This is a genomic window from Parabacteroides sp. 20_3, from assembly GCF_964238835.1.
GTDB lineage: Bacteria > Bacteroidota > Bacteroidia > Bacteroidales > Tannerellaceae > Parabacteroides > Parabacteroides distasonis.
The window spans coordinates 1-16962 of sequence record NZ_CAXSNO010000017.1; the positions used below are offsets into that span (position 1 = coordinate 1).

A 16962-nucleotide genomic window follows, 5' to 3' on the forward strand; every position below is an offset into this window, starting at 1 on the left:
CCGGAGGATGACCGGATAAGTCTGAGCAATTCTTTGTTTGCCCGGCTATCCATGATGGTTTCCCGTTTTTCTTCAAAAAGATTGAGTGTTGTGGAGCATTCCCCACAGATGTCAATGCCCACTACCTGTTCTTTCTGAAGAATAACAGCCAGCAGTTTCTCCAATTCCCATAAGCTGAGAGAACCTTGATCCCAGTTTGTTGCTGCCGAAGCCGGATTCAAGACATCCTTGTCTATGGAAATGTAAACCGGCCCGTTGATATGTCCGGAAGAAAAGTCCTGCCAACCCTCTTCGTGCATGAGCGTAGTTTCACTGTAAAACCGGACTTGTCTTTCATATCCTTTCGGCACAGCCTGTATCAGTTTGTCTGAAGCACCTACGATAATTACTTTCTTGCAGTTGTTGTTATGGTCCAATATATCCTTTACCCAACTTCCGCAAGAAAGTATGTTGTCAAACAACGGTGGCTGCATATCGGGATGGTGGTCGAACACAATCAGCGAGAACGGAGTTTCGAGTTTGTCTGTCCAGAATTTAGTCAAATAATGATAATTGCCTGAATCGATGAAATGGACTCCCTCCGCCGGATAATCAGCAATCATCCGCTTCAAAGCCAAAGTACCATCCCTGTCACAGTAGCCCTCTGTACCATAAAGATGACGACAGTCCAGCCATATAAACTTATTGTTCCGGGCAAACGCCTCGTAGTCATACACTCCCGTGAAGTCCATGATGATGATCGGCCATGCTATCCGTTTATCTGTTTTTTGATTTTGCCCGCTCATACGTTGTTTTTGCATATCCTTTTACTGTTCATTAAAACCATCGTACATAACAGAAATCTTGCCGGTGAGGTAACAAAGCATTCTTGGGATACATACGGAAGGCCTGCTTGAAGCTTCCGGCGTTGAAAATGCCGGATGTCGCCTTAAAGGTATATAAATTCCCATTCTTGGAAACCGACGAAAGGGGAATTACCTCATATATGTGATCCTGACCGCCTTCATGCCTGATAATGACCGATTCTATTCCGATTGCGTCATCCAGGCCTTTCTCATCAACGACAACCGTCACCTCATATTCCTTTCCGGCTTCAACCGTGGCATTCAGCCCATTCCCAGCCTCTATGGATTTGATTTCTATGGCATCCCATCTGCTCCGGACGTTTGCTTTCCAGTCAGCCATCATTTTCGCCTTCGCAAAGTTGTCGGCTGCCAGAATATGGAAATGCTCTGACAGCTTGTTATAGAACCTGTCATAGTAGTCGTCCAACTGTCTTTTCATGGTAAAATGGGGAGCGATTTGTGCGATTGAGTTCTTGATATACTTGACCCAGTTTCCCGAATAGTTCTTCCCCCCATGCTCGTAATATAGTGGCAGGATGTCATGCTCCAACAAATAATAGATGGCTTCGGCATCCAGCTGGTTTTGGTACTGTTCATTCTGATAAGTACTTTTATCGGTCAGTGCCCATCCGGCATCCTTGCGGTATCCTTCATACCACCAACCGTCCAGCACGGAGAAATTAAGCACACCGTTCATCAATGCCTTCTCGCCCGACGTACCCGAAGCTTCTGCCAACCGCGTAGGGGTATTCATCCAGATATCCACCCCCGAGATAAGATGGCGCGCCAGGTCCATGTCGTAATTCTCCAAGAATATGATTTTACCTAAAAATTCCGGGCGCCGGGATATTTCCATGATTTGCTTGATCAGTCCCTGCCCGGCACCGTCATTGGGATGGGCTTTGCCTGCAAAGATGAACTGTACCGGATATTTCGGATTATTCACGATCCTAGCAAGTCGGTCTATATCCGTGAACAGAAGATGAGCCCTCTTATATGTAGCAAAACGGCGTCCGAAACCTATTAGAAGGGCATCGGGATTGAATCTCTCAAAAATGGAAACGCTCAATGCCGGATCAACCTGACTCCTGAGCCAGTCCTTGCTGCATTTGCTTTTGATATAGTCCAGCAATTTTGCTTTCTGTTTTAACCGGGTATTCCATATCTCTTCATCTGGGACGCCATAGACAGCCTCCCAGATTTTCTGATTGGACTGGTCACAGAAAAAGTTCTCATCAAAATTGTCCTTGAAAAGCTTTTTCCATTCTGCCGCACACCAGGTAGGCAGATGTACCCCGTTGGTTACATAACCCACATGGTTCTCTTCCGGGAAGTATCCCTTCCAGATCGGCGCAAACATTTGCTGGGATACCGATTTATGTAACTTGCTGACGCCGTTTACCTCCTGGCAGGTCTTGCAGGCGAAGACAGACATGCAGAAACGTTCCTCCTTGTCTCCCGGATTGTGACGCCCGAGATCCATCAGGTTATCCCAGGTTATACCCAACTTGCCAGGATATCCCTTCATATATTTATTGAAAAGCCCTTCGTCAAAATAATCATGACCAGCGGGTACGGGAGTATGTACGGTATAAAGTGAGGAAGCACGTACCAGCTCCATGGCCTGCCCAAAATTCAAGCCGCCATTTATGTAATCACAAAGCCGCTGGATATTGATCAATGCGGCATGCCCCTCATTACAGTGATATACATCCTTCGTTATACCCAAAGCTTTCAGCGTCATCATCCCGCCTATGCCAAGCAGAATTTCCTGTTTTAGCCGATTCTCCCAGTCACCTCCATACAGATGGTGAGTGATAGGGCGGTCAAACTCGCTGTTGAGTTCATTGTCCGTATCCAGCAGATAAAGGGGGATACGCCCCACACTGGCTTTCCAAACATTGGCATGTACCACAAAACTGTCGGCATAGGGGACGTGGATTACCAGTTGTTTCCCATCCGGTTGCATTACCTTTTCAATCGGGAGCTGCCCGAAATTCTGCGCTTTATAATTGACTGTCTGCTGGCCGTCCATGGAAAGCGACTGGTCAAAATAACCGTAACGGTACAAAAGTCCTATGGCACAAAGGTCCACATTGCTGTCCGACGCCTCTTTCAGGTAATCCCCCGCCAACATTCCCAAACCGCCGGAATATATCTTAAGGACTTCATCCACGCCGTATTCCATGCTGAAATAAGCTATTGACGGGCGCTGGTGGTCCGGTTCCACATCGACGTATTTTTTGAAGGCGGAATAGACGGCATCCATTTTATAGACAAAGTTCTCATCATGTGCCAGCGCTACCAGCTTCTCATAATTCATCCGCTCCAGAAACAATACCGGATTCTGTTCCACCTCTTTCCAAAGTCCCGGGTCCAAATCACAATACAGTTTCTTTGCGTCATCATTCCATGTCCACCAGAGATTATGTGCGATTTCTGCAAGTTCCCGCAGTTCTGCAGGAAGATGTGAACCTACTGTAATCTCCCTCCATTGAGGGGTATTTACATTATAACTTGAATATTCCATGACATTTTATATTAAATAAGTCCTAATCTTTATTCAGTCCTTTTATTATTTTTCGTTTACCGACAATCCATACCGTATCATTCTCCTTGAAAATTGTATCAGGGTCTGGATTCATAATACTCGCGGTACTCCTCTCTATTCCGATAATGACGCTATCCGATATGTCCGCCTCCCGGATCGTCTTTCCGATCAATGGTGAACCTCCTTCGACAGGAAATTGCCCTATTTCCATCTCATCCTGCGAGGATGTTCCGTTCCCGTTCCTTTCTACCTTCTTTTGCTCCATGGATGTCCGGAAGCTTTCCAACTGCCGGTCCGTACCTACGACCGTAACCTTGTCATATGGATAGAGATGCTCTTCCCCTTGTGGTATATCCAGGCGTTTTTCTCCACGGGTGATTGAAATCACATTTATCTGAAACAAGGTGCGCAGGCTGCTTTCTTTTAATGTTCTGCCCACATATATGGAATCAGGGGATACTGTGAAATCCGCCAAATGTAATTCCTTGAACGGGATATTGCAGCCAAGGGTGGAGCCTGTATCACTTTCTGTAGAAAGTCCATTCCCGTCCGTCCCCTGAAAGTTTGCCATAAATTGTCTCTCTATAGTCAGCGACCGTTTCTTGATCCGCTTGGAAAAATAAATGACGGCAATGATAATGGAAGAGACTACCAGCCCGGCTCCCAAGGCAACATTGAAAAGATGGGTAATGATACTCATCATGATAATCGTGCAGATCAGTATTTTGACAAGTACTATTGATACCAAAGGCCCTCTGTTGAACTTGTTGTCCGTCCAGAGTTTACGGAACTCGGTTGAATTGTTCTTTTTCATGATGATGGCCCATAGAAACGGGGATATGACAAGAAAGATGATGATGAAGCCCAACAAGTTCCCTTCCATTCCCGGCAGACTTTTCCTAATCAAAGGATGCACATAGGAAAAATATAAAGTGATGAAAAAAACGCATACGACCAGATAGAGTGTGACAGACACCAGCATAGACCGGATCAGTTTATGCCAAGTACCCTGGTGTTTTACAGTCATTGCCCCGGACGTATAGTGTACGAGATAATCTTTCAGGAATCCAGGCATGTGGATGTCTATAAACCGGTATGCCGGTTCCGAAAGCCGTATCATATAGGGGGTAAGAAAAGTCGTTATGACAGATACGGCCACTATGACCGGATAGAGATACTTGTCCGTGACATTCAGACTGACGCCTAAAGATGCGATGATGAATGCGAACTCACCGACCTGTGTCAGTGAAAAGCCGGATTGTATGGCAATTTTCAACGGCTGGCCGGAAAGCAGGACACCAAAGCTCCCGAACACGACCTGGCCGGACAGTACCAGCAATGTCAGGATGAGAATAGGAACGGCATATTCCCACATCATGGCAGGATCGATCATCATTCCCACCGACACGAAAAATATGGAAGCGAACAGGTCTTTTACCGGCTGTACGATATGTGCGATTTTTTCCGCTTCAACGGTCTCTGCCAGCAGGGACCCCATGACAAAGGCTCCCAATGCGGCAGAAAATCCCGCTTTTGTCGCAATCATCACCATTCCCAGGCAAAGTCCCAGAGAGGTTATCAATAAAATCTCGTTGCTGGTGAAACGGCGTATCTTCTTCAGCAGGGTAGGTATCAGATAGATGCCCAATGCCGACCAGAAAATCAGGAAAGCGGCCAGCTTCAATATACTTTCCAGCATCTCCTTCCCTTCAAAATGTTTGCCTACCGCCAACGTGGAAAGAACAACCATCATCACTACCGCCACCAGATCTTCGATAACAAGAATCCCCAAGACAATGCCAGTGAATTTCTGTTGGAGAAGTCCCATGTCATTGAAGGCCTTGAATACGATGGCCGTGGACGACATGGACAACATTCCACCCAGAAAAATACTGCTCATGTGGGAGAACCCCATTGCATTCCCCGCTGTATAGCCTATGAACATCATGCCACATACAATAGTGACAGTGGCAACGATAGCCGTAATGCCCACATTTATCAATTTCTTGAACGAAAAGTCCAGTCCCATCGCGAACAGCAGAAAAATGACACCGATGTCCGCCCATATTTTGATATTGGCAGGATCGGAAACAGTCGGGACCAGGGAAACGGAAGGGCCCGCCATAATACCGGCTACAATGTAACCCAATATGACCGGTTGCTTCAGCCACTTAAAAATGACGGTTACAATACCGGCAATAATCAGAATTATGGCAAGATCCGATATTAAGGGAGCAACTTCTGACATGTTGACGGTTATTTTATATCGATAATTCGTTAAGGACCCGGATCAGGCTTTTGTCAATAGTCTTGTCCTTTTTGATTGCCTGGACAAAAGGAACATAAACAATCTCGTTGTTCCGTATGCCTATCATAACATTCCGCTGGTCTTCCATTAAAGCCTGAATTGCGGCTTCACCCAGCCGGCTTGCCAGTATGCGGTCATTGGCACTCGGAGCGCCACCCCGTTGCAGATGGCCCAGGATAGAAACCCTGACATCATACCCGGGATATTCCTTCTTTACCCGGTCGGCGTAATACATGGCACCTCCATTCTTGTTTTCAGGACTTTCGGTCACAATTACGATGCTGCTGTTTTTCGTCTTTCTGAATCCGCGTCCGATAAAAGTCTCCAGCTGATCCGCATCCGTCCGGTCTTCCGGAATGATGGCCGCTTCAGCACCGGAAGCTATTGCGCTGTTTTGTGCCAGGAAGCCCGCATCACGCCCCATCACCTCGACAAAGAAAATGCGGTCGTGCGAGGTGGCCGTATCCCGGATTTTGTCCACACACTCCACGATGGTGTTCAGGGCCGTATCATATCCTATGGTAAAATCGGTGCCGTACAGATCATTGTCAATGGTGCCGGGCAATCCTATGCACGTCACATCATACTCCTCCGCAAAGATCCGGGCTCCCGTCAGGGAACCGTCTCCACCGATAATTATCAATGCATTGATGTTCTCTTTCTGTATGATCTCATAAGCTTTCTTGCGTCCTTCGGGAGTGGTGAAAGTCTCGGAGCGGGCTGTTTTCAGTATGGTACCTCCCCTCTGGATAATGCTGCTTACGTCTTCCGTAGTGAGTTCTTTCACTTCACCGGCAATCAGCCCCTCGTAACCTCTATAAATTCCTTTCACTTTAAATCCGTTAAAAATAGCGGCGCGGGTCACGGCACGGATAGCCGCGTTCATTCCGGAAGCGTCCCCTCCGGAAGTCAGAATTCCTATATATTCATCTTTTTTCATCTATCTCAGTTCTTGTTTTGTTTCATTCTGCCAATATAGCTTTCAGTTTTTTCCGGCAGTGAAAAATACGGCTCTTTATAGTTCCCAAACTCACGCCGGTTCTTTCCGCTATCTCACGGTATTTGAATCCTGACAGGTACATCTCAAAAGGTATGAAATGTGACTCCGGTACACTTTTGATGGCATTACGTATCTTTTCCAGGTCATAGTTCTTGTCCACCTCCTCTGTACGGGACTCGTCCATGATCCGGGAATAATATGCAGGATCGGAGATATGTACAGGCGGGTATGACCGACCTCCGCCCGGTAACCGTTGATAAACGTGTTGCGCATGATGATAAACAGCCACCCTTTAAATTCGTGTTCTTGTTGTAACTTTCTTTGTGAAGCATTGCCTTGAGCAGGGTATCCTGCAGCAGGTCTTCCGCCTTCTCCCTGTTAGCTGTCAGTTTGTACGCAAAACGGAACAGTTCGTCCTGTACGCCAAGTAGTTCTTTTTCAAAATTGAATTCCTTCATCGGTTGTGCCGGTTCCCTGTTCCGGAAGTGTCTGTTAAAGGTCGGACGGCTTTTCCGAACAAGAAAAGCCTGTCCGACCTTACGACATTCCAGATCTGGAATTATTTAACCTCGATAGCCTTGGAAGTTTTTTGTTTTTCTTCCTCCTTCATTTTCGGGATTTCAATGGACAGAATCCCGTGTTCGACTTTTGCGGAGATCTTATCCTTCTCCACATTTTCAGGCAGCAGGATGGTCTGCTGGAACTTGGAATATGAGAATTCGCGGCGGAGATACTTCTTGTCTTTCTTCTCCTCCTTCTTCTCTTCTTTCTTTTCCATGCAGATTGTCAGGTTGTTGTTCTCGTCAACATTCACCTTGAAATCATCCTTTGTCATTCCGGGAGCCGCCATTTCAACCTTGTAGTCCTTGTCATTCTCAATGACATTGATGGCAGGAGCCGTAACTCCCGTTTTTGCCAGCCACTCATTCTCGAAGAAATCGTTAAAAATACTCGGCAACCAGTTTGAGTTTGTTTTTACAGGTACCATTTTTACCTCCTTTTTTAAATTGTTAATAAATAAAATATTCAAAAAGACAATACAATCCAGTCTGATTGACTGACTTTTATCGTCTGATCATACCTTGTTCGGCTACAGCCTTTGTCCGTTTCCGTATCTCTTCCGGGTTTCCAAGGTAGTAGTCCTTGACAAGAACCAGCCTGTCGTCAAATTCAAAGACATAAGGAACCGCCGTAGGCAGGTTCAGGTTGGAAATATCCGTATCGGAAATCCCTTTGAGATGCTTGATGATTCCGCGCAGGCTGTTGCCATGGGCGACTACCAGCAGGCTGTCCTTATACATCAATGCGGGAAAGATGATGCATTCCCAGTAAGGCATGACACGCCCAATAGCATCTTTCAGGGATTCCGTACGGGGAAGTTCCCTATCTGGCACACCGGCATAGCGGATATCCATGCCCGGATTACGGGGATCATCTTTGCCTACCGGAGCGGGAGCCACGTCATAGCTTCTTCGCCAGATGTGTACTTGTTCTTCACCATATTGGACCGCCGTCTCACTCTTATTCAGTCCTTGAAGCATGCCGTAATGCTTCTCGTTCAGCCGCCAGGTCTTTTCAACCGGAATCCAGTCTTCATCCAGCCGGTCCAGGACACAGTTCAACGTTTTTACGGCACGTTTCAAGTAAGAAGTGTAAGCTGCCTCAAAAGAAAATCCGGCCTCCCGTAATGCATCGCCTGCCTTGCAGGCTTCTTCGACTCCTTTCTCGCTTAAATCCACGTCCGTCCATCCGGTAAAACGGTTTTCTTTGTTCCATAGGCTTTCGCCATGACGTAATAACACTATTCTTTTCATGGATACTTCTCCTTTATGCAATGGTTATTGAAGAATCCAGATATACGTCCTGAATGGTGTTCAGAAGTTGAACTCCGTCTTTCATCGGTTTCTGGAAAGCCTTACGACCGCTGATCAGCCCCATACCACCTGCACGCTTGTTTACTACTGCCGTTACGACGGCATCATGCAGGTCGGATTCCCCATGGGATTCACCGCCCGAGTTGATCAATCCGACACGTCCCATATAGCCATTCGCCACCTGATAACGGCAAAGGTCTATCGGATGGTCAGTGGTCAGTTCCGAATACATACGCTCGTTTGTCTTTCCGAATCCGATAGCCTTGAAACCGCCGTTATTGGATGGGAGCTTCTGCTTCACGATATCGGCTTTGATGGTAACCCCGATATGGTTGGCTTGTCCTGTTAAATCGGCAGCGGCATGATAGTCGGTTTCATCCTTTTTGAAGCTGCTGTTTCTCAAATAGCACCATAAAATAGTAGCCATTCCCAGTTCGTGGGCATATTCAAAAGCCTGTGACACTTCCACTATCTGGCGGCGGCTTTGTTCCGAACCGAAATAAATGGTAGCGCCGACAGCTACAGCACCCATGTTCCATGCCTCTTTTACCGTACCGAACATTACCTGGTCGTAGCTGTTCGGATAAGTCAACAGCTCGTTATGGTTCAACTTCACGATGAAAGGAATCTTATGGGCGTACTTACGTGCCACAGCTCCCAGAACTCCGAATGTGGATGCCACGGCGTTGCATCCTCCTTCAATGGCCAGCTTTATGATGTTTTCGGGATCGAAATAAAGCGGATTGGGGGCGAAAGACGCTCCTGCAGAATGTTCTATCCCCTGATCCACCGGCAGGATGGAGACATACCCGGTATTGGCCAGACGCCCGTGCCCGTACAGGGCTTGCAGGCTCTCCAAGGTGCGTATATTCCTGTCGGAATTCATCCATACCTTATCTATCATATCCGGTCCCGGAATATGGATAAGTTGTTTGTCTATCGTCTTACATGTATGGTTCAGGTAGTACTCAGCCTGTCCTCCCAATAAATCTACTATTTTCATCTTATTTATTTTTATTGATTATTCTGGTTTATGACTCCCGTTCACCCAGTTTTGCATCCATAAAAAGGATAGCACTGTCTCCGGCTTTCCTTAGCCGACTAACAATATTGAGTACATTCGCTTCTTCTTCTACCTGCTCACGAACAAATTGCCACAAGAAGTTCTGAGTGGCATTGTCTTTCTCTTCGGATGCTACCTGTACCAATTCATCAATCAGTTTGGAAACATGTTTTTCATGCTCCAAAGCATGTTCGAATACTTCAACAGGGTTACCCCAACCTTGTGGAACCACATCGACCTTGTCCACTTTCGGGGTTGCCTCACGCTTAATCATGTACTCAGCAATGGCATATGCATGCCCGATCTCTTCTGCAGATTGTTTCTGCATCCAGCGAGCCATTCCGGAAAAGCCCTCTCTTTCCAGATAAAAAGACATCGATAAATACAGGTTGGCAGACCATAATTCTGCTGTGATTTGCTCATTCAGGGCATTTTGCAATTTTTCAGTCATGACGAATCAAACTTTTAATGTTAATAATAAATCCAAATTATCTCTCTTCTTTAAGAACAAGCATGGGCTTGTTTCAAAATTTCAATTAATACCGGACGTATCCCGCTGATAAAACATTCCACGGCGATCACCATCAGAATAAGTCCCATCAGTCTCATCATTACATTGTTTCCCGTCTCTCCCAAGATTTTTAAAAGCTGGGTGGACGCGCACAGAATAAAGAATGAAAGAATGCAGACCAAAGCGATTACGCCAAGCAATACTATTTTGAAAGTATATTCCGAAGCATCTTCCATCAATGTTATTCCACTGGAAATCGCTCCCGGACCGCATAACATCGGAATGGCAAGAGGTGTGATGGTTATATCTTTGGAATATTCTTTTCGTTCAGTTTCATTCAGTTTCACATGGGTGAAATGTGCCTGCAACATATCATATCCGATTTTAAAGATGATGATACCTCCCACAATCCGGAATCCGTCTGTTGAGATACCGAAAAAATGAAACAGGAACCTGCCCGATAATGTAAAAAGGACTAATATGATAAATGCAATGGTACATGCTTTCAAGGCGATACATCTGCGTTCTTTCGTATCCATTCCATCAGTCATTTGCAGGAATACCGGCATCACTCCAAGCGGGTCCATCAAGGTGAATAGCGAAGTGAAACACAATGTTATATATACAAATATATCCATGATGACATATATTTTATTGTCGATTATTATATCGCAAAAAACATACCAGATAGCATTCTGCAATATTAAATTTTGCAGAATATCAATCTTAAATCCATACCGTCAAAAATAAGGTAGTCTCCGTTCGTTTTCCTTGGCGAGGATACGTAATAATTCCATAAATACCGTACTTACATATATACGGTCTGCATACAGCCCGCTGATGAAAGAATGGAAGGACATGTTCACATTCCGGCATAATATGAGAAATGTGTTTACCTGACATGATATGTACTGCTCGTGTTCAAGCAATTCATTCAGGGCATTCAATGGCGTTGTCCATTCATGTGTATCCCGTTTCATTTCATTGATTGCAACACATCCTCCATCATGGCATATCCGATTCATCATCTGATAAACCTTGTTCATATTGTCCTGTGCTTGGGAGTTTAGCCAGGAGCTAAGTATTGGAAGCCGTTCATCTTCAAAATAGACCTGCAATGACAGGTATAAACCGGTTGACCATATTTCTGTATTGATCAACTCATTCATGGCGTTTTCTATTCGTTTATCCATTATCACTCTGAATATTGAAAATCCATTACTAATATTATGTGTTATTCCCTGTATATAAAAATTCCATTCGATTGTGGGTAACCCATAAAACGGAATTCTTAAACGAGGCTTAAATAATAGGATACTTATCCGCATAGACAAATTGTCACAAAAAATAGTGCTATGGTGTCTTTTTGTCTTGTCTTCCTTGCAGAATATCCAATAAGATATCCAGTTCTCTTTCTATTCCTTCAATCTTATCGGAAATACAGTCCAAAGTATTATGGTGCAGACTAGCTTTACAGTCCTGCAACTCTCTTGATAGAGAAAGTACCTGCAACCAAAGTTCTTCCTCTGTGTGACAGGGGGAGTTACTATTATCTAGTACCATAGAAGGAGAAGGCAGAAAAGTGTCTTGGCATGTAATTTGTATGATTATGATAATGAACGGTATGTCCCGAAAGAGACAGGATGGAAATGAAAGGATAGAATATTCCACAAAAGACAGTAACAAACGAAGGGGGGGAAGTCGTTGGAGACAGTTGTCTCGCTTTTAAAACAAGTTGCTTTCATAATGTTTATAATAAGCCAACCCTGTTCCCTGGAGTTGTGTTTATATAAAGTTAAGCGTGGGAACTTTGGTATTACCGTTCAGAAGTATCCCCATACTCAACAACATATAATACACAAAGCCCCACGCCTATATATAACAAAAATCTATATAAATAGTACGTGGAGCGTCCAATGTATTATCCAATTGTTGTTTCGAAATTGGGGATTTCCTGAACTTGGATAATGCCTTAACGCTTTACTATAAATCTTCTATTTTTAAAAGACTAATACAAATGTAATAAAAGAAATGAATTCTTTCAAAGGAAATATCTCCTTTTTTAAGGGGTGGCTTAATTTTTCTTCATTAAAAGTCTTAGAATTACTGCCTGCCAAAGCCCGTCACAATTTTTTTGAAATCCTCAAGCTGTACATTAAGCTCTATATAGTACAAGCAGAAAAACAGACCATGATGCCGCAGGCAGTATAGGCCATAACCCACTCTTCCGTGAGTATCTTATCTATTTGACAATAATAAAAATGTAAAGGAGGATAATGGCATGGACAATATTCGTATCCCAATACATATAGGTTAACATATAAGGGAAAATGGTCACGGAGCCCACAAACCGTAGAATGAAAAAATATATTTCCATCGTGCACGGTTTATGCCTCTATCCGGATATTTGGCCGGTGCCGCAAAATGCACAATGCATACTCCATAAAAAACACCAGGGAGGAAAAATAAGTCATACTGAACAACGCCTGTCTGTAATGGGTCATGGATACAAATGGACTACAGATAATGGCTGCAATGGATATAACGATACAATCAAGCACAAAATAATGTACGAACGTGCCTATCAGTTGCATTTGGATGAAGCAGTACCACTTCATGCGATGTTTGGTTAGATTGAGTATGGATATAGGGGCTTAAAAATTAGACAGATACAAATTTACTAAAAAAGGAGAGGCTGTCTCAAAAGAGGTGTTTACAAACTTACTTTTGAAGATTTCATCCTTTCAAACTGCTTTTTCGTTGCCATAAGCCTCCTAAGAGGCTACTTTTGCAAGATTATATGCTATGGCTAGCAGGGCGAACTCAATTTCAACCTTCTTAAATCCACGAAGATGGAACCTCTTGAAGTGCTTGTTGTTCTTGAGGTTTCCAAATACGGCTTCCACATCCTGTGGTCGCTGACTGCGATATTTCAGACCTTCATCAGAGAGTAGCTTTTCACGTTCTCTTTCCTTGATTTTCCTCAGACGGTGATTTACCTGTACAATCCTTTCCGAGCGGCTTCTGTAGCACCGGCATCTTAACGGGCAGCCCTTATAGTTACGTGCCTTGTATCTTGATATGGTCTGCACAAAACCGTTGTTTGTTACCCGCCTTGCATCGGAGAGTCTTTCCATTCTCTGTCCCGTAGGACAATACATGCCGTCGGTTTCTTCGTTATGAAAATAATTGTACTTTATAAAGGTTTCAATGCCATGTCTGAAAGCATACAGATAGTTCTCTTCACTTCCGTATCCGGCATCACAGACAGACACGTCAGGGTATCTGCCGTAGAGGGAATGGAAATCATCCATATGCAGAGGATAGGTGGAGGTATCGCCCAACACTGATGGATGGTATAGTTCAGAATGAACTGTTTATTGGTACTGAACTGGGGATTGTATCCGGGTTTGAGTTGTCTGTTCTTCATATGGTCATCTTTCATGCGCATGAAAGTAGCATCATTGTCTGTCTTTGAGTAGCTGTTACGTCCGTCAAGTATCTTTCCCTGCGATTCATATTTCTTGAGCTGTTCAGGCCATGACTTCCTTACACGTCTTACCTTCGCTTTCATCTTCTTGTCAGCATCCACTCCATTCAGGGCATCATCTATCTGCCCGAGTGCCTTTTCCACTTTCTCCGGGGTGATATCCTGATAGGCAACCGGAGCGGAATCACGCAGTTCCTGCTTGGTGAGGGACTCGGCGTATTGCCATATCTCCTCAAGCTGTTCCGCGATTCTGGATATGCGGGTATGTATAGATTTGCCCCCCAGACGAACGTATAACGGTTGGCGTTCACCTCCATCTTCGTCCCGTCAGTACAGGCCACATCCAGACTTACAAAACCTTCCGCCACGAGAAACTTTACAATGGTTGCAAATATCGTCTTCAGCACATCCTTTAGCCGGCTGCTGCGGAAACGGTTGATGGTATTATGGTCAGGAGTTACATTGCCGGTAAGCCACATGAAGCGTATGTCATTACGACAGAACTCTTCTATGCGACGGCTGGAATAGATATTACGCAAATGCATAGACAAGAATCTGAAGCATCATGCGTGGGTGGTACGCAGAACAGCCTTTAGGGGAATACTTACGGTAAAGTGCTTCAAGGTTTATCTGTTCAATGATGCGGTGAACAACCCGGACCGGATCGTTCCGGGGAATAAAATCGCCTAAACATGGAGGTAAAAGCAGATTATCGTTGGATGTGTAACTTTTAAACATTATCTTTGGGATATCTTACTTGATGCCCTAAGATACAAAAAAATTAGGGAGATGGGCAAGTTCTGGCTGAGCGAAGTTAGGGCTTACCCGATTTTTTGCAGACACAAAAAAGGCCATCCCAAAGTTTATTTGAGACAGCCTTGTTTATTTTATGTGCAAATGTAACTGTTATCCTAAATAACCATTCAGAATTATTTCAGCATTTCACCTTTTTCGTTGAAAAACACAACGCTTTCGGTTCCGACGGCATCAACCAAAGTTACTTTATAAGTCTTTACGCCATCTTCTGCCACTTCTACGGCTGCTTCCTTAATGGTGGATTCAGCATAGTCTTTCTTGATGGCGTCCTGAACTGCCTGCGGGAGTTCCTTTATATCAATCGGTTTAAACTCGTTCACCATTGCAACGATTTCAACATCTGATGCCATGTTGTTAGCGAATGCTACTGAACTACCTAATCCCATTACCAGTGCTACTGCAAACAATACCTTTTTCATAATGCTAATTATTAAATTGTTAAACATCTTATCGTCTTACGCTAAAGAATAGACAATCACCGTGCCAAATAAATGGATATTTATCATATTGCTGTAAAACAGACCCTTATGAATTATTCATATTGCATAATGCAAATGTCTGATGGGCATTTTTTCTACAATGATGTGGAATGCGATACACATGGCCACACATGGTCTAACGACTGTGAATAAGAGAGTTGAGACGTTAAAATCATGCAGACGGCATGCGAAAGGAGTCGTAACGAAAGTAATCTCTCCATTACGGCTCCTGGTTATTATCCTTCTACTGTTAAAAAGTAATATCCAATTTCACCATGAATGTTATCGAACGATAGCCGCACTCCTTGCTCAACAGGTTGTTCACCATAAACTGGAAAGCGACTCCCTTTGTCACTTTCACGCCGAAGTAATTGCGTATATGTTCGTAAAGGAGATGGCCCATTCGCTGGGATTTGAAAATACGGCGTTCTTCACCCAATTCTTTAAACGGTTCACCGGCTCTACTCCGCAGGAATATAGAAAACATTAATCTGCCAGATACCTTTTCATTCGCGGCGAGTACTCTGTCCGGTAGTTTCCGCAACTGTCCGTATAGATAATGAAATTGTCAATTTCCGGATGCTCTTTCTACAACTGACGGGCTTTGCGGCTCCCCAACGTCATAAAGGCCGTTGCATAGGCATCAGCAAGCATGCACTGATGGGCAATAATTGTAGCACTCAATATATCCTTTTGAACCGGATATCCTGTTATCGGATTGATGGCATGAGCGTATTTCCTTCCATCTTTCAGATAGAAATTACGGTAGTTGCCGGAAGTTGCGAGTCCCAGCCGTTCCGACAGTTGCACAATTTGTTCAAGCTCGGAGTTTGTTCCGGTACTGTCATCCTTCGGTCTGACAATGCCAATGCACCAATTCCACCCTTGCGGGTTCTTTCCTTTCGCTATCATTTCGCCGCCGATGTCTATCATATAGTTCGATATGCCTTTGCGGTCGAACAAACACGCGATTATGTTACAGATAGTACCGCCGCCGAGCACCGAGAAATTGAGCAGGATGCGGGGATCGTCTTTCATCACACGGTTGCCCTGTAAACGCACTTTTCGGAAGCCTACAAAGTGGCGGATACTGTCTACGAGTTGCGGAGTGATGCTGTCAAACTTTGTAAAGCCAAATCCCCACAGGTTGATAAGCGGTGCACAAGTTACGTCAAATATCCCGCCTGTTTGTTCCGACGCTTGCATGGCTGTGCGGAAAGGATTGCATCAAGTTATATATCTTACGATGTTTTTTGTGCCAAGTGTATCTCTATGTAGAATACATTTCTAATTAGCTAAGCGATATATGAAACTAATCTTATCGAAAATTTTGTCCGTATCTTCTCCGACCTTTGGGTTAATCAGTTCAGCATATATCTGCATAGAAAAGATTGATTTTGTGTCCTAATACTTTTGTAAAGTTTCTTATGGCACGCCTTTTAATATACCCGAAACAACAAAGGTATAATGTCCGATATGAAAAAAACTGGATTTTTATTGAAGCGAATCAATTCTTTTATTATTTTTACCTTTCCTTCCATAACCAACGTGGTGCGCCGTTGCGCCCTGCAGCTGCTCATGTCGAAACAGAAAACACTGGACAAGCAGACGCTGAAGGAAGCCTTACAGAAAGAAACACAGAAAATGTGAAATTATTACGTGGACTCCGACGGACCGCCCTGCTTGTGTTACCGGCTGCCTTGCCCGGGATGAACCTTTGAGATGCAACCGCCAGACAAAGGGGAAGAGGAACACTTCCATACCCGTAACCCGGCAGGACAGTCTTATGCCAGGGACACAACTATAGAAAAAAGGACAGACCTGATAGTAAGATGCGTTTGGCAAAAAAGGAAATGATGAATATTAATAATAGAAAAAGACATTTGTTCCGCAAAGCATACGCGGATATGTACATAAAAGAAGAGAAATATCTTCAAAAGGAGGATTGTTTTCCAGCCCCCCATTACTGGTAGTTTTTAGGAGATAAAGCCTAAGGATATTTTGTTTTTCTCACTTGAAAACCTT

Annotated in this window: 16 protein-coding genes and 3 pseudogenes; 2 read left to right on the top strand and 17 right to left on the bottom strand. The window is 44.3% G+C overall.

What is annotated here, in order from left to right; genetic code table 11:
* The 12 genes and pseudogenes from ACESPU_RS21400 to ACESPU_RS21455 form a co-directional block, all read right to left on the bottom strand.
* On the bottom strand, positions 1 to 800 hold an 800-nt coding region (locus ACESPU_RS21400), incomplete at its 3' end, for an arginase family protein (RefSeq protein WP_195284202.1).
* A 16-nt stretch (positions 801 to 816) separates the two neighbouring features.
* Positions 817 to 3375, bottom strand: a complete 2559-nt coding sequence (glgP, locus tag ACESPU_RS21405; protein WP_009276877.1) for an alpha-glucan family phosphorylase — start codon at positions 3373 to 3375, stop codon at positions 817 to 819.
* A gap of 22 nt (positions 3376 to 3397) precedes the next feature.
* Positions 3398 to 5644 carry a cation:proton antiporter gene (locus ACESPU_RS21410; RefSeq protein ID WP_009276876.1) on the bottom strand — a complete coding sequence of 749 codons (2247 nt, stop codon included), beginning with the start codon at positions 5642 to 5644 and terminating at the stop codon, positions 3398 to 3400.
* A gap of 13 nt (positions 5645 to 5657) precedes the next feature.
* Positions 5658 to 6644, bottom strand: coding sequence for a 6-phosphofructokinase (pfkA, locus tag ACESPU_RS21415; protein WP_009276875.1), 987 nt, complete (start codon positions 6642 to 6644; stop codon positions 5658 to 5660).
* 22 nt (positions 6645 to 6666) lie between these two features.
* Positions 6667 to 7162: pseudogene (locus ACESPU_RS21420) on the bottom strand (RNA polymerase sigma factor).
* 101 nt (positions 7163 to 7263) lie between these two features.
* Positions 7264 to 7692: an Hsp20/alpha crystallin family protein gene (locus tag ACESPU_RS21425; RefSeq protein WP_005851963.1), complete on the bottom strand. Its 429-nt coding sequence runs from the start codon at positions 7690 to 7692 to the stop codon at positions 7264 to 7266.
* A 76-nt stretch (positions 7693 to 7768) separates the two neighbouring features.
* Entirely contained in the window at positions 7769 to 8518 is a 750-nt protein-coding gene (gene gpmA / locus ACESPU_RS21430) for a 2,3-diphosphoglycerate-dependent phosphoglycerate mutase (RefSeq protein WP_005654449.1), read from the bottom strand.
* A 13-nt stretch (positions 8519 to 8531) separates the two neighbouring features.
* Positions 8532 to 9581, bottom strand: a complete 1050-nt coding sequence (locus tag ACESPU_RS21435; RefSeq protein ID WP_005825795.1) for a class I fructose-bisphosphate aldolase — start codon at positions 9579 to 9581, stop codon at positions 8532 to 8534.
* Between the two features lie 28 nt (positions 9582 to 9609).
* Positions 9610 to 10092, bottom strand: a complete 483-nt coding sequence (locus ACESPU_RS21440) for a ferritin (RefSeq protein WP_005859444.1) — start codon at positions 10090 to 10092, stop codon at positions 9610 to 9612.
* Positions 10093 to 10142: 50 nt separating this feature from the next.
* A complete protein-coding gene (locus ACESPU_RS21445) occupies positions 10143 to 10790 on the bottom strand; it encodes a MarC family protein (RefSeq protein ID WP_005851956.1) in 648 nt (215 codons plus the stop codon).
* Positions 10791 to 10892: 102 nt separating this feature from the next.
* Entirely contained in the window at positions 10893 to 11345 is a 453-nt protein-coding gene (locus ACESPU_RS21450) for a ferritin-like domain-containing protein (RefSeq protein ID WP_008777875.1), read from the bottom strand.
* A 160-nt stretch (positions 11346 to 11505) separates the two neighbouring features.
* The gene (locus ACESPU_RS21455) at positions 11506 to 11715 is read right to left on the bottom strand and encodes a hypothetical protein (RefSeq protein WP_005654431.1); all 210 of its coding nucleotides are present in this window, start codon (positions 11713 to 11715) and stop codon (positions 11506 to 11508) included.
* A gap of 794 nt (positions 11716 to 12509) precedes the next feature.
* Between ACESPU_RS21455 and ACESPU_RS21460 the strand changes: the two genes are divergently transcribed.
* Entirely contained in the window at positions 12510 to 12785 is a 276-nt protein-coding gene (locus tag ACESPU_RS21460; RefSeq protein ID WP_151881457.1) for a hypothetical protein, read from the top strand.
* A gap of 141 nt (positions 12786 to 12926) precedes the next feature.
* On the opposite strand, the pseudogene ACESPU_RS21465 reads toward ACESPU_RS21460, so the two are convergent.
* The 5 genes and pseudogenes from ACESPU_RS21465 to ACESPU_RS21485 all read right to left on the bottom strand — a co-directional run.
* Positions 12927 to 14380 (bottom strand): annotated as a pseudogene (locus tag ACESPU_RS21465) (IS1182 family transposase).
* A 191-nt stretch (positions 14381 to 14571) separates the two neighbouring features.
* Positions 14572 to 14877 (bottom strand): hypothetical protein, encoded by a 306-nt coding sequence (locus tag ACESPU_RS21470; protein ID WP_005859437.1) that lies wholly within the window; start codon positions 14875 to 14877, stop codon positions 14572 to 14574.
* Positions 14878 to 15187: 310 nt separating this feature from the next.
* On the bottom strand, positions 15188 to 15424 hold the full coding sequence (locus ACESPU_RS21475) for a hypothetical protein (RefSeq protein WP_010185707.1): 237 nt from the start codon (positions 15422 to 15424) through the stop codon (positions 15188 to 15190).
* Positions 15425 to 15525: 101 nt separating this feature from the next.
* Positions 15526 to 16143: an FAD:protein FMN transferase gene (locus ACESPU_RS21480; RefSeq protein WP_005825771.1), complete on the bottom strand. Its 618-nt coding sequence runs from the start codon at positions 16141 to 16143 to the stop codon at positions 15526 to 15528.
* Between the two features lie 81 nt (positions 16144 to 16224).
* Positions 16225 to 16416 (bottom strand): annotated as a pseudogene (locus tag ACESPU_RS21485) (site-specific integrase); the annotation flags it as partial.
* On the opposite strand from ACESPU_RS21485, the gene ACESPU_RS21490 reads away from it, so the two are divergent.
* The gene (locus tag ACESPU_RS21490) at positions 16414 to 16587 is read left to right on the top strand and encodes a hypothetical protein (RefSeq protein ID WP_005859435.1); all 174 of its coding nucleotides are present in this window, start codon (positions 16414 to 16416) and stop codon (positions 16585 to 16587) included. The pseudogene ACESPU_RS21485 and the gene ACESPU_RS21490 overlap by 3 nt on opposite strands.
* Positions 16588 to 16962: the final 375 nt, after the last annotated feature.